Here is a 19,387-nt window from a genome sequence, read left to right as displayed (position 1 = left end):
GTTTTAAAGCCATTTTTTAAAAATCAAACCCAGCTCTATTGCCGGGTTTGATCCTCTTCTATCTCAGGTACAGCCATACTAAATATCTTAACTGCCCATTCCTGATCCGTTTCAGCTCCAGCTTTTTCACCTAATTGACGGTGAAGTCTAGTAAACTCAGGTATCATCTTTTTCATGACGGCATAAATCCCTTCAGGCTCTCTCCTGCAATGAAAGCTAGCCAGCAAATCAAGCTGCTCTTTTTTCAATCGGCTCCGCGGCCCCTTATCTTAGCCCAATCCCCAAATGAATTTGGCTGTATTCCGCGCTCCATATACCACCCCGCAGCTAATGATTGCCTCATGCTGTCGATGCAGTGCATCGCATAATAAAGTTCACCGCGCATCATTCTTCTATAAGCTTCGTGAAAATAGGCGAAAAATTTTGTTCTCCAAAACTCAAATTCTGGCTTTGAAATTTTATAGGAAAGCTTATCAGATTCATTTTTTATTGCAGTCATAAATCCATTGTCATCGCGGACAATCTGAATGTTTTTCAGCCATACAGAAGGAGAGATATTCTCTTTTCTGTAATAAAAGACATCCGCCTTAATGAATGAATCGTAGTGGGCAATGGTGTAGCTTGCACCAGGGAAGTCTTCGTAAAATAAAACGTTCCCCCATTTACCAGGCCTGATTTTCTTGTTCAAAATGAAATCTTCCCACTTATCTGGATTCACTACAATTCTTAAGTCTATATCTGAATACAAATCTGTATTCCCGTTGCCGATTGAACCGCCATAAAAATAAGCTTCTATGTGTTGATCATGAAGAAGATCGTTATCAATAGCAGCCAATAACTCTTGTCTCTTCTCAGGAATTCCTTCGTCTCTCACTTTATGATTCCATTCAAATCCCGCACATACCGGTATTCCCCCTGTTAAAAACACACCAGCTGTTCCACTGGTGTGCTTGAATTATTCTTCAATTGTATTGCTGAGCGTTCCTATTCCGTCAATCGTTATCTCTACTACATCACCGGGCATTAAATATTTAGCAGGCTTGAATCCTTTGCCGACTCCTGCCGGTGTACCCGTAGCAATAATATCTCCCGGTTCAAGTGTTGTGCCCTGTGAGATCGTAGAGATCACCTTTTCAATGGAAAAAATCATATCTTTCGTATGTCCATCCTGCCTTACTTCCCCGTTCACTTTTGTCACCAAATTCAGCTCATATGGATCCGGCACAGCAGACTTATGTACAATGTAAGGACCCATCGGACATGATGTATCAAGGCTTTTTCCCAGCAAAAATTGTTTATGCTTTGATTGCAGGTCTCTCGCCGTAATATCATTAATAATGGTATAGCCATACACATAATCCATGGCTTCCTCTTCAGTGATGAGTTTTCCTTTTTTCCCGATAATGACCGCAAGTTCCCCTTCATAATCGAGTTCCTTTGTGAGATGCAAATGCGGATCAACCGCTTCTTCATGTCCAATCACGGTCGTTGGTGCTTTAGAAAAAAGCATCACGTGTTCAGGAATATCCGCTTCGCTTCCAAGCTCCACCGCATGTTCACGATAATTTTTTCCGACGCAAAAAATATTCTTGCGGGGGTTCAGGATGGGCGCGAGCCATTTAACTTCCGAAAAGGAGTATAAGTATGATTCGGTTTCTTCTGACTTTTTCACCCAAGTTTCAAGCTGTTTTATATGATTGAAGAACTTTTCTCCCATTTCAATGCATTCAATCACCGTATGAGGGGCTGAAGACATATCAAACAATTTTTTCTCTGCCCTTTGAATATCAAGAATTTTATTTTCTTCCATAATCAGTCCGATGAATGTTCGACCGTGTAGCTGTGCAGTAGCAAGTTTCATAGTTTTCCCCCATTTTGCCTTTAATAGAACATTTAATAATCCCTTGCCTTCTCTTATGTAAAATATTCGCTAAACAATGACATATTTCCTCTATAAAAACGGATGAAGTTTCAAATTCCATAAGAAGTTTCCTCTTAGAAATAAGCAGATTCAAGAGGTGAAATCAGTCGCTCTCAGCCATCCGCAAACAGCCGCTGTTTGTAGAAATCTGTAATGTTTTTTGTTATTTTAGCGAATGTAAACCATTTTGTACAACCCTGTGTATAATAAGCTTATTACCTATACAGAGATGCTTTATCAGGAATCAATTTCACAATTTCAATACACTTTCCGCCTGAATCCAGGACATATTAAACCGAAAGTTGGAGAAAAGATCATGGCACTGAACGAAATTGAAAACTACAGACAAAAACTTTTCGAAGCTGCAAAAGAATACGGCATGAACTCATCAGAAACCGTTCGCCGCAGCCAAGAACTTGATTTATTGATTATTGAACAAATTAAACAGCAGCTTAAACAGCACAGACCTCTTCAGTCTGCCGTCAATTAATGCCGCGGCGAAAAGTAAATCCACTTCCGCAGCAGCCATTCAGCTGGCCCAAATCCATAGCGCTTAAACCACAGGTGACTAAATATTACCTGCATCCCGTAAATAATGAAAACTAGCATGAACCCCGTCCATTCAGAAATTTCACCATAGAATCCAAGACCATAAGAATAAAAGATAAGTGTGCATACAATCGATTGCAGAAGATAATTGCTCAGTGATCCCCTTCCCACAGCTCTTATTGGCTCAAGCCTGAACTTGAATTTATTTAAAAACATCAGGACAAGTGATACATAACAGAGGGTTAAAGCAGGCCCGCCAAGTGATAATTGCAAATGCTGGGTAAGGATACTTTCATCCCAATAGTATGGCATGCCTTTAAAAACAGCAGCCACAGCAGCTGTAATGATTGCCGTGCGTTTCCATTCTTTTATCATCGGCTGATGAAACCAGCCTCTTTTATAAGCTGCCGCACCAAGCATAAACAGCGGAAGTATTGATAAGATCAGGAAAATGGCATTCTCCGCATTGTTTACATACGCCCAATCCGTCAGGCGCTGCTGGGTGATTTCAATAAAACTTCCTGTCGAATAAACATCCAATGATTGCTGAATGGCTTCCTGTGATCCATATTTTTCAGGATCAAGACTTAATGGTTCCCCTAAATATGCCGCCATCAAAGCAAGCGTAATCAGGAGATTCGGCAGGATCAGAATCCACAGTGCCCACTTCACGAGGCGCCCCGCACTCCATTTAAGAAAAATCATAAAGATGAACCCGATGATCGCGTAATTTGTCAGGATGTCTCCGTGCCAAATCAAAGCGGCATGAAGCATACCGATAATAAAAAGCCCAATCAGCCTCTTTGAATAATATCGCCCAAACGAATGTCCTTTTTTCTTTGCCCTCTCATAAAAAATCACACTTCCCGCACCGAAAAGAAATGAAAAAAGCGGATAAAAACTCGCTTGTGCAAACAAATTAATGAATTGTTCGATCAGCCTGTCCGGTGCTGCCGTGCTGCTGACAAAACTGCTTTTGTACAACGCGGGCTCATGGAACGATTTCATATTTACCAATAGAATCCCAAGCAGAGATAGACCCCTTAAAATATCAAGTGAATGAAGCCTGTCTTTGTTATGTATTGCGTGTAATGGCTCCATTGTATCCTCCAATTTCTTCTAGTTAAGAAATATAATATCACATTGCTTAACCTCTCTTTTCCTATTCTTTCGCTTTTTTTCCTTCTAGGTTTATCATGTCTTTTTCTTTTCGATATTTTTTGCGCGGAATGTCTGATCATTATATCGAATTCCCTTTTCTCAAGGAATGAGCTGCTGCAGAAATCGTTCCAAGCGGCTCGGCAATTCGGCCTGCTGCAAACCAGCCGATGACGGCGAAAATAAAGGCAGATGTGATGCCGAGAAGCATGATAAATTGCTGCAGCTCAGATGCAGAAGCAAAGGCCGTATCCTCTGCCTGCCTTGCTATAACGGTCCATCCAAGGCCTGAATTGTCTTTGTAGCCATTGCTGATGGCATATCCTGTTACATATGATTTTCCATTCGGCCAGGTTTCAATCTGCCAATCATTTTCCTTTTCCCTGGCTTTTTTTATGCTGTCTAAAGGTAAAGATTTGCCCACCATGCTGTCAGGTCCAAGGAGAACGGTCTGATCTTTTGCACTGACAATAAAAATTTCAACATTCTCTCTTTTTCCTTTTACGGCTTCAGCAGGGTTTCTTTTATTTCGTTTGACCATTCCCAGCTAAGGTGAGCTGCAAGAACCCCTTTAAACTCTGAATTTGAGCCTTTGACAGGTGTACTGATATCCACAAATTGAAGCGGCTCACCACCTGGATTCGGAAGGATTTTAGAAAGCAGAACCGCATCGTGAACATCCCCGATAAACGGTTTGGTGAGAGCGTGTATAAACACTGGCAGATCTGAAATATCTGTTCCTTTCCCCAGTTCATATTCTCTCTTATAAATCAGACAAAAGTCCCGGGATTTAATTGGATTAAGAGAACGAAAATTCTATTTTCCCTTCTTTAAGAACAAGGCTTGCATCAAAAGGTTTCTTCCCTTTAAAACCTTTCAGCTTATTCGTTTTCCCTTTAAGACACAGCTGTTTAATTTGCGCCGCTGAAATCGATTTGCCCAAAAGCTTTTTAGGAAACGTCTGCTTGCAGCCTGTTTTGTAATCTGTGCATCCGTAAAAAGTCTTGCGGTCCATGATGCTGCCCTTTTTACAGGCAGGGCAAACACAAATGGCTTCTCTTGTATCTACAGTCGGCGATGCAGTCACTTCTAACTTCTCCATGCTCACACTAGCCTGATCAAGCAATGTGAAACAGAATTTTTTCGCTGTATCAATGAAGACGTCTTTTGACTTTTCCCCGCTGCCGATGCCTTTCAGATAAACCTCCCATTTAGCCGTCATTTCAGGCTTGGAAAGGAGTGTGCCCTCAACAGCTTCACAGAGAATTTCGCCTTTTCCTGTAACGAATACCTCGTTCTTTTTGACTTCAATGAATTTTCTCATCAGCAATGTATCAATAATTCCAGAGCGTGTTGCCTCAGTTCCAAGTCCTTCGGTGCTGTTCAGGGCTTCTCTCATTTCTTTGTCTTCAACATGCTTGCCTGCCGTTTTCATAAGGGTAATCAGCTGGCCTTGAGTATAAGGTTTTGGCGGTTGCGTCATGCCATCCTTTACTTTTACAGAAGCATCAGCTGCTTCCCCATTTGTAACTTTCGGAAGCATCTGATCTTCTTTTTTTTCATCCGCTTCCACGGGGTCTTTTTGATACAGTGACTTCCACCCCGGATTCTTCATCGTTTTGCCTTTACTGATGAAATCATTTTTTCCAATAGAAGTCACAATGGTTGTTTCATCATACACATAGTCCTCCATGAACATTCCAAGTGCTGTTTTTATGACCTCTTCATAGACGGATTTTTGTTCATAGCTAAAAGAGTTGAAAACAGCAGAACTGACCTTCTTTTCAGTCGGTACGATAGCATAGTGATCACTGACACGTTTAGAATCTACGTATCTCTTTGTTGGATGCAGCCGCACAGGATTAATAGACAGGGAGAGTGCCTGCTGATACTGGCTGATATTTGCTTTAATGTAACTGAACTCTTCATCTGTAATATATTGCGAATCTGTCCGGGGATAGGAGATGTATCCTTTTTCATATAATGATTGAGCCGTTTTCAGCACCTGGCTCGGACTCATTTTCCTTTGTTTATTCAGCTTTGCCTGCAGAGTGGATAAGCTGTGAAGCTTTGGTGAAGGCACACGTTTTTCAGCAACTTCTGTACTTTTAACTCTTGCATCATACGCTTTCTTATCAGCCGTAATATCAGGTCCTACTGCTGCAAACAATTCTTCAGATGTTTTAAATCGGCCTTTCAGCTTGCCTGTATATTCCCCGTTCTCGACCTTGAAGGCTGCCTGCATCTCGAAGAAAGGTTCTGGTTTGAAATTTCCGATCTCTTTTTGCCGGTCATAAATTAATTTTAATACAGGGGTTTGCACTCGGCCGACACTGAACACATCGCGGATCCCCTTTTTTTGAAGATGCAGGGTATAGAGCCTGCTTGCATTTAACCCGACAAGCCAGTCCGATATTTGCCGGGCTTGCGCTTCGTGGAACAAATGAATCGTTTTGCTGCCGTCATACAGCTCATTAAAGCCTTTTATAATCGCGTTCTCCGTTAATGAAGAAGTCCAGAGACGTTTTATCGGCTTTTGGTTTGCTCCAGCCATCATGATCAGCAGGCGCGCGATGTTTTCTCCTTCACGGGCCGGATCTGTTCCGATAATAATTTCATCCGCTTCTTTTAATAGCTCTTTAACAATCTTAAATTGCTTAGCTTTTCCTTTACTCACTTTATACAAAAACTGGTCTGGAATAATCGGCAGCGTCTCAAGCCTCCACTTTTTCCATTCATCTTTATATTCATCAGGATTTTTAAGCTCAACTAAATGGCCGATTGCCCAGGTGACCTTCGCACCATTTGGAAAGACAGGGCACGCCCCAATCTCCAAGTATCCCTCTCTTTTTACAAAAGGAAACGGAGCAGCGAGTTTACGCCCCTGATCAGGTTTTTCTGCCAGTATAAGAACTCTCGACATACTTTCTTGAACCTCTTTTCAAACATTTAATTAAGAGACACTATGAATCTGCTGTCCTCTCATTCTATCTACAGTATGAAACATCTTCTCTGAAAAAGAAATACATGACACGATGCCGCCAGATACTAAAATTGAATTCCCCTTAAGATTTCGGCTCTAATATCCGGTAAAAACTAATTTCACACTAGACAAACGAAAGACGGGAATGGACTGAATCCTCAAAGATTCCTTCCACTCCCGCCTCATATTTCTTTAAACCGCAGCTGCGGCTTACACTTTCTTTTCTCCAATCGATTCGCCTTCTACCAAGGTCACATAAATCCGTTCATTTTCTACAGGCACATCTTTGATCAGCTTCAATAATTGTTCTGCAGCAACCGCACCCCACCTGCGTTTTGAATAGTCAATCGTAGATAGCCGGGGCTTGGTGTGATGTGAAACCTCCAGGTTGTCAAATCCGATGATATGAATGTGCTCTCCTGCATTGTACTCTGTATTAGCCAAGTAATTGTACATGCCAATCGCCATTTCATCATTTAAGCAAAAGGCAGCGGCAATTTGATCATATTCATCAATGATTTGCTCTGCGGCCCGCTCTCCCGCTTCTTTAGTAAAATCCCCTGGAATTTCTGAATATTCAATATGAGGATACCTTTGTGCGGCCTGTCTTACTGCATTCAATCTCTGCATCGAATCGAATGAATCTTCCGGACCTGTGACCACATACAGTTTTGTATGCCCTTTTTCAACGATATGATCAATGGCAAGTGTGGCGCCCGCTTTATTATCCAATAAAACCTGATTAATATTGGGATGTTCGATTTGCCGGTCTAGTATCACTATTTTATGTCCCCGCTCTGCATACATCAAAAGTTCACCGCTTGAAAACGTCGAATCGAGAATAATCGCACCATCAATCATGCGCTCAGGCAAATACCGATGAGAATGCTCCCCGCTGCAGACAATCAGTCCATAGTCATTTCTGCTGAGAGATTCCAATATCCCCTGAAGCAATTGGCCATAAAATGCTCCGCTGAAATCAGTCAAATAGACACCGATCACTTTCGTCTCTCTCTTTTTAAGGTTACGGGCCGCAGCATTAGGAATATAATTTAATTCTTTGGCAATGGCTAAAATTTTCGCAGAGGTTTCTTCTGTTACTTTAGGGCTGCCGTTTAGTGCGTAGGATACCGTTGAAATGGAAACTCCTGCTTTTTTAGCGATATCTTTAATACTGACCAAGAAACTCTCTCCTATCTCTTCCCTTAACATTACAGCTATTATACAATACGGCGGTCAATCATGACCGCCTGCTGTTCATTACATGAAAATTTCAATCTCAGCTGTATGGTGTTCAAGCCTTTTTTCCAGTTCAGCTCTTGGAATGCGAATGCCGCTCTCGCGATATTGATTCTTCAGGATTTCCCCTTCAATCTCATTCCCGTTAATTAGAACATGGCTTAGTTTTTCACCTTTTATGCGGTAAGTAAACGTAATTTGGTGTCCCATATACTCAAATTGAAATTTAAGGCCATCTAATCTTTTAGGAACCACGGGATCTATGACTAAGTCGCCTTGAACTTGCCGGATTCCAAGACAATTGGAAATCAATTGATTCATATAAATGCCAGGACCGCTTGAATAGATTCTCCATCCCCCTTTAACAGGGACTGTGCCATCGCGCAATTCGTTAAATCTTTCCTGTGCCGCGTAGCGGTTATTGAATTTCCCGTCCGAGCTGCTGAAGTATGCATTGCTTTGGCGGTGTTCAGCGTTCGGAACGGTCTGACTAATGCCAACTGGATTAATTATGGAAAGCCCGTCCCAAACCTCATCCACTTTTCCGAGCTTAGCCATCGCTTCTACATAACGGATATGTGCATGAACATATTGAAGTCCTACCTCACGGCCAAAATTGGCTGCTTGTTCCGCCCGTTTAAAATGAGTGCTTACCCCTCCTGCGTACTTTGCAGGACGGTTCATTAAGCGGACGCCATCCGGGCAATAAAGTTCCTGTTTAATAAGCTGATAATGTGTTTCAGCCTGTTCAGGCGTAAGCAGTTCGCTGATCATGCTCCGTGTCATCGGCAATAGGCGATAGCTGATGCCTGTCTTAGTATCTTCTGGGTGAAGCATAAGCTCTTCCTCGCCCATTTTTTCCATGTAAATAAATCCAGGAATTACATCCGTTTGAAGCATATATTTATTGAAATCAGCTTTAATTCCTGCAGCAAGTTTTTCGAGACTGTCAGCCTCTTTTTCATCTACTTCCCCAAGAACTTGTGAAAACTGGCTGATCACCTGATATGTCAAGGCCACTGTCCAGCTGCTGACCATATATTTTTTCAGGCTGGCATTTGCAGGCTGCAGAGTATCGTCCCAATCTCCGTCACCATAGGAAGACAGATAAGTGTCATGCAGAAAGTGCTGTTTAATATAGTCAATTTCCTTGTTTGCATGATCTAAAATTGTTTTTTCTACGTCCGTATATTGAAAGGATCCGCGGATCGTATAAGGCACTTTTTCAGTTAAAATACTGTAGTCCTTTGTAACAGCAAGATAATCACCCAGTATTTTAAGCGGCCAGACGATAATGTCACCGTGGCTTTCTCCATGCTGGATTTTAGAATAGTTGTCAAACATAAACCATTGCGGCCAGTTTCCATCATCCTCATATTGATGGGAGTATACGGTCTTGATAATTTCACGGACGGAATCATATTTTTGTGTCGCCATGAAATATTCAGCTGGCCCCTGGCACACATCCCGTGTACCCCATGCAGCCCCTCCGTATTGTTCAAGACCGTGGGGAACTGAATAATGGACAAGCATATTGTGAGTGTACCACCAGGCAAGGTCGTTCACTTTTTCAACTTCTTCGGAATTCCCGTCAGGCAATGACAAACGGAATCCATTCATGACCTCTTGATAAAATTTGCGGTAACGTTCGATTTCCTGTTCTGCATCAAGAAATGACGCTGACCTTTCTTCCCCGTGAAGATGTCCTGTGAAGACTATGTTCCATTCACTCGATGCAGATAACTCCATCACAACTAATGAAGCAGAAAGCGGCTCAGCATTTTCGGCAAGCGCCTGCTCATCTTTGATCACCGGATCTGTGCCTTCTACCTGAAGACGATACATCAATTCCGGATAAACTCCAGCACTGTCTGATGCAGCATCTGCATGAAAAGTAAGGGTTTGACCATCTTTCTCCATTTTGAACGATGTTTCATATTCATTATTGTTCATTGAAACTTGGTTTGTGACAAGATAGCGATATGCGCTGCCACTTAGAGAACGGACATGCAAATGAACTTCCGGCGAATCAACTGTCGTGAAATTTGTAATAATCAGCATATCCTTTTCAAGCTTATAGTACCAGCGGGCGTAATTGAATCCCATTTCAAACATAGATGGCATCGTTAAAAGCTGATAACCTCCATCTATTTCCGCATATATGCGCTGTCCTGACGTTTTCATTACATTCAGCGCATTTCGGGTGTTAGTCAGCATTTTATTAAAGGAAGTATTTCCGATCACAAGCTGCGAATTGAACACACCATACATAAAGGACGACGTCGTAATAATTTGATCAGAGAGCCTGTCATTGTTCCCTGTCATCAGAATATGACCATGAGGACGTTCGACAAGCATTTCCTTTTCCTTTAAAACAATATGCTCATGTGTATCTGTAAAGAAGGAAAGCAGGGTATCTCCGTCCCATTCTTCCTGATGTCTGTCCGGAAAATACTGATCCACTTCTTCTAAGGTCATAGAAGTTGTCTGCAGAGGCGTTCCTATGTCAGAAGAGGGTGAAATCTTTCCAATAGATTGAAAGTCTTCCTTGCTTTCTGTCTTGTATTCATTCCATGCATCCTCTGCCTCATTTGCATATTCCAGTGCAGCAACTGCTTCAGGATGATTTTCTTTGAATAGGCCATAAAAAACAACCTGTGCTTTCCCTGCTAATTTCACTCGTTCCGATTGAAGAGCTGTATAGGCAAATTCATATTGGTACACTTCATTTGCCAGATTTTCTTTAGTTAATGCTTCTGGAATGTTTGTTTCTTTATAAGATAAGCCATAAAACTGATATCCGTCCGTTGAATAACCGGCAGCTTTTGTCAGGGCACCCTGCTGAATATAAGGAAATCCAGAGCTCTGAGGCTGATTTTGGCGGGAGCACACCACATAGCCAAAACGATCATGTTCAAAGACCCGATGATCAATATATTGGGAAAGGTATGCTTCGTTTGTACGGACTGCCCCTTTGTTTGCAATTCCCAGATCTTGACCGTAAATTACGTCTGCAATCACGTCATGCCCTTCTAGCTCGATATTCCAATACCAAACGCCTCTTTCTGTTAATTGAAACGTCACTTGATAGGATACTTGGTCAGCTTTTCCTTCCCAAATAACCTCAGAATCTGTAAAGGATACTGTGCTGCCAGACTGTACGCCAATCAAAGGAAAAAACTGAATCTCACTTTCTTTATGCAAGCGCAAATACAGATTATTTAATGATCCGTCTATCGGATTTGAGATCCACTGATTAATCATTGTATCTTTATGGGTGGCTAGTCTTAGATCCCCGCTGTTTAAAAAGCTGAAACAAATATCTCCTGCTTTGATTTCAATTGTTGAACCAGTCATTGTTGTCATGTTTTTATCCCTCATTTTCTTTCAATAATTCGAATGGCAGAGCAATAACATCCGTACTGTTTGCACCTATATAAATATGAAACTTGCCCGGATCACTTTTGTATGTCAGGTCTGAATGATGATAGCGAAGCTTTGCTTCGGATAATTCAAACGTCACTTCTTTTGTTTCCCCAGGGTGCAGAAGAATTTTCCCGAAATCTTTCAGTTCTTTTATAGGACGGACAACTTCTCCTGCCAGATCTTGAACGTATAATTGAACGGTTTCTTCTCCGGATGCTTCACCTGTATTTGTCACTTTCACAGATACTTGCAAAGTCTCTTTTTCTGTAATGGCATCCCTAGAGAGTCTTGCTTCGCTATAAGCAAAATTTGTGTAGCTTAGACCGAATCCAAACGGAAGAAGCGGTTCATTAGGGATATCCAAATATTTCGAAACATACTCATCCTGTGCATGTTCAGGCGGGCGGCCGGTGTTGAAGCAATTGTAGTAGACTGGCACTTGTCCGACAGAGTGTGGAAATGACATGGATAAACGGCCTGATGGATTAACATCTCCATATAATAAATCTGCTATAGCTGCACCGCCCTCTGTCCCTGGGTACCACGCTTCAAGTAAAGCATCCGATTGATCGATCACACCGTGCAAATCCAGAGGACGGCCATTAAAGAGAACCGTTACAATCGGTTTATCCAAGTGCTTCATCGCTTTGATTAATTCAATTTGTATTTCAGGAAGACGGATATTTGATCTGCTTTTTGCTTCCCCGCTCATACCAGAATGCTCGCCTAAAGCAAGCACGATTACATCCGCTTTTTTTGCTGCCTCTAGAGCTTCCACAAGCTGACTTTTATTCCCCTCTTCAATCTCACAGCCTCTGGCAGTATGGAGCTTTGAAGATTCCAGTTTCATTTTAAACCCGTCTGCGAGCTTTACAGCTTCATCTTGTGAACCGAGCCATGACCATGGCCCTAAAAGATCGCCGCTTTCAGCAAACGGTCCAATTAGAGCTACATTCTGGCTTGTGTTTAAAGGAAGAACGCTTTCATTTTTTAATAGAACACAAGATTTTGCTGCAAGTTCTCTCGCTGTCTGGCGGTGTTCCGCGCTAAGAACAACTTCTTTTTCAAGCTGCACATCTGCCCCCCGATACGGATTATCGAATAATCCTAATTTTTGCTTCAGCTCCAAAATCCTTAAGACTGCTTCATCAACAAGCTTTTCATCAAGCAAATCCGCTTCTATTAAACTCTTTAAATGGTTGACGTAACAGGCAGTCATCATTTCAATATCAACTCCTGCCTGAAAAGCTTTAAGTGCTGCTTCTGATTCATCAGCGGCGACGCCATGGGGAATCATCTCTTTGACTGCTCCCCAATCAGAAATAAGTACTCCGTCAAATCCCCATTCCGCTCTCAGTACATCCCGCATCAGCTTCTTATTTCCAGTTGCAGGAATGCCATCTACTGTATTAAAAGCCGTCATAACCATCTCACAGCCTGCATCAAGCGCTGCCTTATATGAAGGTAGATAATATTCACGCAGCGCACGCTCTGACACATCAACGGTATTGTAATCACGTCCGCCTTCAGCAGCACCATATGCCGCAAAGTGCTTCACACATGCCGCAACACGATTCAGATCGGATGTTAAATCTGTCCCTTGAAAACCGCGGACAAACGCTTCTGAAAATCGGCTATTAAGATATGGATCTTCTCCCGTTGATTCCATCACTCGTCCCCATCTCGGATCACGCACTAAATCAACCATAGGTGCAAACGTAACATGCACACCGGACACAGCAGATTCTTTAGCCGCAATCTCCGCACTTTTTTCAGCTAATTCAGTGTCCCATGAGCATCCGATTGCAAGCGGTACTGGAAAAATAGTCTTATATCCGTGAACCACATCCGCCATGAATAAAAGCGGAATTCCTAATCGGTTTTCTTTCATATGGGCAGTTTGAATTTCCATGGTTTCTTGCGCTCCTGATGCACCTAAAACAGATCCGCTATTTTGAATAACATCCTTTGTGATTCCCATTTCTGCCATGGGGCCAGTTATTTGCCCTTCACTGCTGGCTCCTTTATAAAAAGGAGTTGCCAGCTGCATAAACTGAGCAATCTTTTCATCTAGTGTCATCTTCTGGATCATAGAGTTCAGTTTCTGTTTCACTATTTTTCATCCCCCATATATTGATAACTTTTTAAAAGTATGTAATAAAAACGTTTCGATTTACTATTTAATTGGATTATAAACGCTTTCATTTTATGAGTCAAACAATATCGAAACGTTTTTAACGGTGTAAAATCACTTTATTTCTTATTTATTAACGAATAAATAATAGAATTCTGTTGAAAAAATGATTTAAATCCAAAATTTTTATGTTGAAAACGATTACACACTCGATTATAATAACCCTATCGAAACGTTTCTACGATTCGTTTTATTCCTTGGTTTAATTATACAAAGGAGTAAAGCCGCTGCATTCAGTTAATCTATATTTTTTTCTTTTTAATAGAAACGTTTCACTGAAGGAGGATGGGTTAAATCTTTCAATCTTAGACATTGCATACTTTCTTAATGCCAGGCTGTTTTCGGTAGATTGTTGTTTTCGATTATAAATGTTGTCCGTTACTTTCCGCTACAGGAACTTGCTTTCCGCGGTCCGGGCGGGAGCCGCCTCGGCTATGCCTGCGGGGTCTCCCGTTTCATCTATTTTCCCGCAGGAGTCAAGTACCTGCAGCGTAGATCCACTTAGGGTATAAACATTTTATCTAAAAGCAACAAAGTTTACGAAAAGAGCCTAAAGCTAAGAGCTTACACCATTGATTCAAATCAATGAATTACATGAACTGGGGGAAATAAAATGAAGAAATCTGCAAGATTTAAGAGCAAAAAATGGATAAGTGCTGCAGTATTAGGAACATTGCTTGTTTCTGGTGTGATGGCAGGCTGTTCAAGTAATTCAGCATCATCCGATAAAACGACCATCACTGTCTGGGGCATGGGCGAGGAAGCAAAATCCCTTCCTAAAATTGCTGATGAATTTGAAAAGGAAAACCCGAAAATTGAAGTGAAGGTTCAGGCAATTCCCTGGGATACAGCGCATGATAAATTATTAACCGCTGTTGCTTCAAAAAAAGGCCCGGATGTTCTGCAGATGGGGACAACCTGGATTCCTGAATTTGCTTCTGCAAATGCATTAATGGATTTAACACCCCACATAAAAGATTATCCGGAACTTGATCCTGCCAAGTATTATGAAGGATCCGTAGAAACAACTAAATTTGAAGATAAAACGGTAGGAGTGCCTTGGTACATTGATACGCGAGTTCTCTATTACCGTACAGATTTGCTGAAAGAAGCAGGCTATAACGAAGCTCCAAAGACATGGGATGAACTTCAGGACGCTGCAAAAAAATTATCTGAACGCGGAAAAGGCAAGTATGGAATAAGCCTTGATACAAAAGAACAAAGCTTGGCATTCATGTTCGCAAGACAAAATGGTTCAACCCTGCTTGATGACCAAAATAAGCCACTGTTCAACGAACCGGAATTTATTGAAGCTGTTGAGTACTTAAACGGATTTTTCAAGAATGGTTCAGCACCTAAAGATGAACTGGGAATTGATATCATCCAAGGCTTCCGGGATGACGGAATTCTTCCAATGTTCATCAGCGGTCCATGGATGATTAAACTGATTAATGACCAGGCTCCAGAGCTTGAAGGAAAATGGGCTACTGCTGTTCTTCCGGCAAAAGAAAATAACATCTCGGCACTTGGCGGATCAAATCTATCGATCTTTGAACATACAAAAAATAAAGATGCATCACTAAAATTCTTAGCGTACATGAATAAACCTGAAACACAGCTTAAGTGGATGGAAATGACAAATTCACTGCCATCAACAAAAGCAGCTTGGGAAGATGAATCCTTAAAAGAAAACCCGCTTTACAAAACGTTTGGAGAGCAAATGGAGCACTCACAATCAATGCCTGTAATGAAAGAATGGGAAAAAATTGCCCAAACTTACTTAAGCACGTTTGAGAAGATTTACCGCGGCGGTGCAGATGTAGAAAAAGAATTAGATCAATTCAACAAGAAGTCGGAAGAAATTTTAAACAAATAAAGTGACAGTATTGAGCTGACAGGCAGAATTCTCTGTCTGTCAGCCATCATCAATTATTGGCTAACGTGAAAGAAGGGATTCCCTTGAAAAGCATCATTAACAACAAAACACCATATTTCTTCATAGCGCCTGCGATTATCTTGTTGTTCTTGTTTTCATTGCTGCCAATCTTTGTGGCTCTGATTATCAGTTTCACAGATATTGATTTAGCAGGCTTAGCAGATTGGTCTACCATAAACTTTATTGGATTGCAGAATTATACGGATGTTTTAAGCGATGAGATCTTCATTAAATCTATCCTAAACACCCTTTTTTACGTAATCTTTGGGGTTCCGCTAGTCATTATCTGTTCCCTTGGAATCGCTCTGCTTATTAACTATGGAAAAGCACGTATTTTCAAAGCCTTCAGAGCTGTATTTTATATGCCTTCAATCACTAATGTTGTAGCAGTTGCCGTTGTATGGAGTTATTTATATAACCCTCAATTCGGTTTGTTCAACTACATATTGGAGCTGCTTCACATCCCTCCCGTCCCTTGGCTGCAGCACCCTGTAATGGCAAAGGTATCATTAATTGCTTTAGCTTTATGGCGTGCAATCGGGATCAATATGATCATTTTTTTAGCAGCACTTCAAGGTATTCCCAAAACGTATTACGAGGCGGCTCAGCTTGACGGTGCAAGTGATTGGAAACAGTTAACAAAAATCACCATTCCTCTGCTCCGCTATGCGATTTTCTTTGTCTCCATTACTACGATGATCGGCTGGCTGCAATTTTTCGAGGAGCCATTTATTATGACAAAGGGCGGACCGCTGGACAGCACAACCTCCGTCGCATTATTTATCTACCGCAATGGATTTCAGCTCAGCAACTTCGGCTATGCTGCTGCTGGCTCGTTTATCTTGTTTATCGCCATCATCATTGTGACAATGATTCAATTCAGATTACAGAAAAAAGATGTTGATTATTGAGGATGAAGAGGTGAGTACGATGAAAATAAAGACAATGAAACAGCCGGTGTATTTAACTGAACACGAGCGTTATAAACAGTGGACACTTGGCATCATTTTAACAATAGGCGGCTTTCTTATCTCCATCCCATTCATATGGATGATTCTCTCGGCTTTTAAAACTGAGAGTGAAGTCATGCAAATACCGCCAACCCTATGGCCAAGTGAATTTACCCTTGAAAATTTTGTTAATCTTTTCGTCAACATGAATTTTGCCGTTTACTTAAAGAACACGATTATCGTAGTGCTTTTTTCTTTTGCTGGATTGTTTCTAAATGCGATGGCGGGATATGCATTTGCAAAATTCAATTTTAAAGGAAGAGAAAAGATTTTTTATGTGGTGCTTGCTACTATGATGATTCCTGGACAAGTCACGATGATTCCTGTTTATTTAATTCTAAACCAATTGCAGCTGACAAATACAATGACTGGAATTGTCTTGCCTGGACTTGTTGGAGCATTCAGCATTTTTCTGTTCAGGCAATTTATGTCCACTATACCGGATGAATTACTTGAGGCGGCAAGGCTGGATGGGGCAAGCGAATTTCGCGTCTTCATACAGGTCGTCCTGCCGATCTCCAAGCCGATTCTTGCTGTTCAGGGAATCCTTACCTTTATTGCAGGATGGAACAGCTTCCTATGGCCATTAATTATCGCAAATGACGAGGCACTGTATACTCTCTCAGTTGGTTTGTCTTTATTAAAAGGCCAGTATGGAGGAAACTTTGCCCTGCAAATGGCAGGATCAACCTTTATGGTCGTTCCGATCATCATCATTTTCATCTTATTTCAGAAGCACATTATTGAAGGATATACAATATCAGGAATGAAGTAACTGAAAAAGGAAAACTTCTGTTGAGAGGGCCTGCATTTATGCGGGTCCTTTTTTATATCAGCAGTTTTCTCACTTGCCTATATCCGCTAAATAACTCCGCACCTATCACAAGTTTGCCTATTTTTCATACGATATTTTACAGGTGCAATACTTTACCTCAAAGCAAAGGATGTCGGAATATGCCAGCCATAGTAGGAGCATTTAAAGTAAATGCCGTTGGTACGAGCAGCATTGTTCATATCGGGGATGTGATTACCATCTCGCCATACAGCGAAGTCAAAACCTTTGCAGGGGCTGGATCTTTCAATACGGGAGACGGTTTGAGCATTAACAATCAAAATAGTGTCACGAATGCATACGATAATGACACGATTGACCAGCCAATAGCGGGAAATGCATAAAAGAGGTGAAAACATGAATTTTTACATTAACCAGACGATCCAAATTAATTACTTGAAAGTTGATGCTGTCAGCAACTCTTCCGTCCTTCAAATTGGCAGCGCAGGTATTATTAAACCGCTCGCAAACCTTTATAATACAGGAGCATTTACTGCACCTGCCCCGCCTGCTGAACCTCCGGGAGGCCAGACTCAAACAGAAGGTCCTTTCGTTCCGCTGGCCCCAAGTTAATCCGGCATAGGCATTCACCCATTTTCAATCCCCTGCATATAATTGAACCTAGATATTGTGTACGTGATTTTATAAGCGGGGTGAATGAAATTGTACTATGATCAATCAATGATGCAGTGTATCCAGCATTTATACGGAATCGTTCAGGCTCAGGATGAGAAAATCAAAAAACTTGAATCCGCTGTTTCCGCCATGATGGACGAAATAGAAGAATTAAAAAAACGCCCCAGCACAACCATTGAAAAAATAGAATATAAATTTGATCAATTAAAAGTTGAAACTCTTGAGGGAACATTGAACATAGGGCTCAATCCAACTGTCCCTGATCAAATTGAAAACTTTGAGGTGGATCAGAAGGGACTTCAAGTGAACCAGGGAAACAGCACGAAGCGCGAGGAAGAAATATTTGAAGCTGTTCAGGCAAGGCTGGTCGCTTTTCTGAACGAGGACTGCGTCAAATACATTGAACAGCTCGCAGCACAAAATAATTATGAGCTTGATGATGCGCATAAAGAATTTATTATTGACGATATACGCAAGCAAATTGACAGCCGGATCAGATTCTACTTAAAACAGGGAACCTATGATGAATCCGTGCCTGTCAGCGCGCAGATTGAAGATATTACATCTAAAGTAAAGCAGGATGTGGAACGGTCCATTACGTACTTTATCCAAGCCCTGCCTCAAGAAGGAGCTGACAGCAACACATGAATTTCAGCGTTGTGAATAAAGAGCTTTCAGTTGGAGCCATTCGGGTGACTGCTGTAGCAAGTTCCAGTGTCTTCCTAATTGGCGATGCCAACTGCATTACACTGTCATCCGTTTTTGATACGCCGCCTGAATCACTGATTATCGGTCCATTTGTCCCTCTTGCACCGACTTAAGCCGCGATGATCAATCGATTATCGATCGTTAACAAGGCGTATGTTGACTCAATCGGACTCAGTTCAATTTTCCAAATCGGGGACAGTGTAGATATCGTTCCCCGAGTTAAAGTATACGCAGTGCAAAGGGAAGCAGAAATCGAACTCGGCAGCGAGGGTGACTTAAAACAATACAATATTTACTCAGAGCTTTTGCCAAAGCCTCTGATCACAGAGAATATTCAGACAGCTTTTTTTCATGAAAATCCAACCATTAAAGTTGGGGCTGTAAAAGTAACATCTATTTCTTCATCCAGTGTTGTTCATTTCGGTTCCTCGAACACCATCTCAGCTGAATCACGCGTGAAGCACATCAGACAATTGCTAAGCCGGAATGAACGTAAACAGCCTTAATGCATAGACTGTGAATATGACAGAAAGCCAAAGGATGTTCATTCATGCCAGCTATTATAGGTCCAATCTGCATTAACTCCGTTGGCGGCGGTGTTGTAAACTTCGGTGACTCATTTTATCTTTCGCCTAAGAGTTCATCAAAGTCAGCATCTGGTTCCGGCGGAGGAAATACCGGGGACTTTATCATTGTCAACAATATTGTAAGTGCTACAAATTCAATCGATCCTGATGTAAATGATCAAAATATTGTTGGGAATAATTAAAATGACGTGCCTGTGTGACAGCACGT

20 protein-coding genes are annotated in these 19,387 nt (G+C 41.5%); 10 read left to right on the top strand and 10 right to left on the bottom strand.

Going from position 1 to position 19,387, the window contains the following annotated elements:
• Positions 1 to 35 precede the first annotated feature (35 nt).
• The 3 genes from GJU41_RS24845 to GJU41_RS01660 are packed head-to-tail and all read right to left on the bottom strand — an operon-like array spanning position 36 to position 1,861.
• On the bottom strand, positions 36 to 248 hold the full coding sequence (locus tag GJU41_RS24845) for a hypothetical protein (protein ID WP_224771346.1): 213 nt from the start codon (positions 246 to 248) through the stop codon (positions 36 to 38).
• Entirely contained in the window at positions 245 to 928 is a 684-nt protein-coding gene (locus tag GJU41_RS01665; protein WP_224771345.1) for an aminoglycoside 6-adenylyltransferase, read from the bottom strand. Before GJU41_RS01665 ends, GJU41_RS24845 begins: the two co-directional genes overlap by 4 nt.
• A gap of 27 nt (positions 929 to 955) precedes the next feature.
• Complete coding sequence (locus tag GJU41_RS01660) at positions 956 to 1,861, bottom strand: fumarylacetoacetate hydrolase family protein (protein ID WP_070879250.1); 906 nt, start codon at positions 1,859 to 1,861, stop codon at positions 956 to 958.
• A 376-nt stretch (positions 1,862 to 2,237) separates the two neighbouring features.
• On the opposite strand from GJU41_RS01660, the gene GJU41_RS01655 reads away from it, so the two are divergent.
• On the top strand, positions 2,238 to 2,411 hold the full coding sequence (locus tag GJU41_RS01655; protein WP_139149173.1) for an aspartyl-phosphate phosphatase Spo0E family protein: 174 nt from the start codon (positions 2,238 to 2,240) through the stop codon (positions 2,409 to 2,411).
• Here GJU41_RS01655 and GJU41_RS01650 read toward each other — a convergent pair.
• The 7 genes from GJU41_RS01650 to GJU41_RS01620 all read right to left on the bottom strand — a co-directional run bounded on the left by GJU41_RS01650 (position 2,408) and on the right by GJU41_RS01620 (position 13,389).
• A complete protein-coding gene (locus GJU41_RS01650; protein WP_154317884.1) occupies positions 2,408 to 3,571 on the bottom strand; it encodes a DUF418 domain-containing protein in 1,164 nt (387 codons plus the stop codon). The genes GJU41_RS01655 and GJU41_RS01650 overlap by 4 nt on opposite strands.
• Before the next feature lie 139 nt (positions 3,572 to 3,710).
• Positions 3,711 to 4,169, bottom strand: coding sequence for a HAMP domain-containing protein (locus tag GJU41_RS01645; RefSeq protein ID WP_154317883.1), 459 nt, complete (start codon positions 4,167 to 4,169; stop codon positions 3,711 to 3,713).
• Positions 4,130 to 4,345 carry a hypothetical protein gene (locus tag GJU41_RS01640; protein WP_154317882.1) on the bottom strand — a complete coding sequence of 72 codons (216 nt, stop codon included), beginning with the start codon at positions 4,343 to 4,345 and terminating at the stop codon, positions 4,130 to 4,132. Before GJU41_RS01640 ends, GJU41_RS01645 begins: the two co-directional genes overlap by 40 nt.
• Positions 4,346 to 4,427: 82 nt before the next feature.
• Positions 4,428 to 6,551, bottom strand: a complete 2,124-nt coding sequence (locus GJU41_RS01635) for a type IA DNA topoisomerase (RefSeq protein ID WP_154317881.1) — start codon at positions 6,549 to 6,551, stop codon at positions 4,428 to 4,430.
• A gap of 270 nt (positions 6,552 to 6,821) precedes the next feature.
• The gene (locus tag GJU41_RS01630) at positions 6,822 to 7,793 is read right to left on the bottom strand and encodes a LacI family DNA-binding transcriptional regulator (protein WP_070879256.1); all 972 of its coding nucleotides are present in this window, start codon (positions 7,791 to 7,793) and stop codon (positions 6,822 to 6,824) included.
• 78 nt (positions 7,794 to 7,871) lie between these two features.
• On the bottom strand, positions 7,872 to 11,216 hold the full coding sequence (locus GJU41_RS01625) for a GH36-type glycosyl hydrolase domain-containing protein (protein ID WP_154317880.1): 3,345 nt from the start codon (positions 11,214 to 11,216) through the stop codon (positions 7,872 to 7,874).
• A 4-nt stretch (positions 11,217 to 11,220) separates the two neighbouring features.
• Positions 11,221 to 13,389, bottom strand: coding sequence for a glycoside hydrolase family 3 N-terminal domain-containing protein (locus GJU41_RS01620; protein ID WP_191559185.1), 2,169 nt, complete (start codon positions 13,387 to 13,389; stop codon positions 11,221 to 11,223).
• 694 nt (positions 13,390 to 14,083) lie between these two features.
• Here GJU41_RS01620 and GJU41_RS01615 point away from each other — a divergent pair.
• The 9 genes from GJU41_RS01615 (at position 14,084) to GJU41_RS01575 (ending at position 19,361) form a co-directional block, all read left to right on the top strand.
• On the top strand, positions 14,084 to 15,346 hold the full coding sequence (locus tag GJU41_RS01615; RefSeq protein ID WP_070879259.1) for a sugar ABC transporter substrate-binding protein: 1,263 nt from the start codon (positions 14,084 to 14,086) through the stop codon (positions 15,344 to 15,346).
• An 83-nt stretch (positions 15,347 to 15,429) separates the two neighbouring features.
• Complete coding sequence (locus GJU41_RS01610; protein ID WP_070879260.1) at positions 15,430 to 16,317, top strand: carbohydrate ABC transporter permease; 888 nt, start codon at positions 15,430 to 15,432, stop codon at positions 16,315 to 16,317.
• A 34-nt stretch (positions 16,318 to 16,351) separates the two neighbouring features.
• Positions 16,352 to 17,191: a carbohydrate ABC transporter permease gene (locus GJU41_RS01605; protein WP_154318294.1), complete on the top strand. Its 840-nt coding sequence runs from the start codon at positions 16,352 to 16,354 to the stop codon at positions 17,189 to 17,191.
• Positions 17,192 to 17,370: 179 nt separating this feature from the next.
• The gene (locus GJU41_RS01600; protein WP_154317879.1) at positions 17,371 to 17,592 is read left to right on the top strand and encodes a spore germination protein; all 222 of its coding nucleotides are present in this window, start codon (positions 17,371 to 17,373) and stop codon (positions 17,590 to 17,592) included.
• A gap of 13 nt (positions 17,593 to 17,605) precedes the next feature.
• Positions 17,606 to 17,821 carry a spore germination protein GerPB gene (locus GJU41_RS01595; protein ID WP_070879262.1) on the top strand — a complete coding sequence of 72 codons (216 nt, stop codon included), beginning with the start codon at positions 17,606 to 17,608 and terminating at the stop codon, positions 17,819 to 17,821.
• 84 nt (positions 17,822 to 17,905) lie between these two features.
• The gene (gerPC, locus tag GJU41_RS01590; protein ID WP_154317878.1) at positions 17,906 to 18,532 is read left to right on the top strand and encodes a spore germination protein GerPC; all 627 of its coding nucleotides are present in this window, start codon (positions 17,906 to 17,908) and stop codon (positions 18,530 to 18,532) included.
• The gene (locus tag GJU41_RS01585; RefSeq protein WP_070879263.1) at positions 18,529 to 18,705 is read left to right on the top strand and encodes a spore gernimation protein GerPD; all 177 of its coding nucleotides are present in this window, start codon (positions 18,529 to 18,531) and stop codon (positions 18,703 to 18,705) included. The genes gerPC and GJU41_RS01585 overlap by 4 nt, the downstream gene beginning before the upstream one ends.
• 6 nt (positions 18,706 to 18,711) lie before the next feature.
• Positions 18,712 to 19,098 (top strand): spore germination protein GerPE, encoded by a 387-nt coding sequence (locus GJU41_RS01580; RefSeq protein WP_070879264.1) that lies wholly within the window; start codon positions 18,712 to 18,714, stop codon positions 19,096 to 19,098.
• Between the two features lie 44 nt (positions 19,099 to 19,142).
• Complete coding sequence (locus GJU41_RS01575) at positions 19,143 to 19,361, top strand: spore germination protein (protein WP_070879265.1); 219 nt, start codon at positions 19,143 to 19,145, stop codon at positions 19,359 to 19,361.
• Positions 19,362 to 19,387 lie beyond the last annotated feature (26 nt).

The sequence above is a fragment of the Metabacillus idriensis genome (assembly GCF_009674765.1).
GTDB classification, from domain to species: Bacteria; Bacillota; Bacilli; order Bacillales; family Bacillaceae; genus Bacillus_P; species Bacillus_P idriensis.
This window is presented reverse-complemented; position numbering and strand designations above follow the sequence as displayed.

What these genes read in the sequence shown, in the direction of transcription:
- GJU41_RS01645 (WP_154317883.1), bottom strand. Translation starts at nt 4,169, where the DNA reads ATGGTCAAACGAAATAAAAGAAACCCTGCTGAAGCCGTAAAAGGAAAA.
- GJU41_RS01600 (WP_154317879.1), top strand. Translation starts at nt 17,371, where the DNA reads ATGCCAGCCATAGTAGGAGCATTTAAAGTAAATGCCGTTGGTACGAGC.
- gerPC (WP_154317878.1), top strand. Translation starts at nt 17,906, where the DNA reads ATGAAATTGTACTATGATCAATCAATGATGCAGTGTATCCAGCATTTA.
- GJU41_RS01605 (WP_154318294.1), top strand. Translation starts at nt 16,352, where the DNA reads ATGAAACAGCCGGTGTATTTAACTGAACACGAGCGTTATAAACAGTGG.
- GJU41_RS01580 (WP_070879264.1), top strand. Translation starts at nt 18,712, where the DNA reads ATGATCAATCGATTATCGATCGTTAACAAGGCGTATGTTGACTCAATC.
- GJU41_RS01650 (WP_154317884.1), bottom strand. Translation starts at nt 3,571, where the DNA reads ATGGAGCCATTACACGCAATACATAACAAAGACAGGCTTCATTCACTT.
- GJU41_RS01635 (WP_154317881.1), bottom strand. Translation starts at nt 6,551, where the DNA reads ATGTCGAGAGTTCTTATACTGGCAGAAAAACCTGATCAGGGGCGTAAA.
- GJU41_RS01655 (WP_139149173.1), top strand. Translation starts at nt 2,238, where the DNA reads ATGGCACTGAACGAAATTGAAAACTACAGACAAAAACTTTTCGAAGCT.
- GJU41_RS01585 (WP_070879263.1), top strand. Translation starts at nt 18,529, where the DNA reads ATGAATTTCAGCGTTGTGAATAAAGAGCTTTCAGTTGGAGCCATTCGG.
- GJU41_RS01575 (WP_070879265.1), top strand. Translation starts at nt 19,143, where the DNA reads ATGCCAGCTATTATAGGTCCAATCTGCATTAACTCCGTTGGCGGCGGT.
- GJU41_RS01615 (WP_070879259.1), top strand. Translation starts at nt 14,084, where the DNA reads ATGAAGAAATCTGCAAGATTTAAGAGCAAAAAATGGATAAGTGCTGCA.
- GJU41_RS01625 (WP_154317880.1), bottom strand. Translation starts at nt 11,216, where the DNA reads ATGACAACAATGACTGGTTCAACAATTGAAATCAAAGCAGGAGATATT.
- GJU41_RS01660 (WP_070879250.1), bottom strand. Translation starts at nt 1,861, where the DNA reads ATGAAACTTGCTACTGCACAGCTACACGGTCGAACATTCATCGGACTG.
- GJU41_RS01595 (WP_070879262.1), top strand. Translation starts at nt 17,606, where the DNA reads ATGAATTTTTACATTAACCAGACGATCCAAATTAATTACTTGAAAGTT.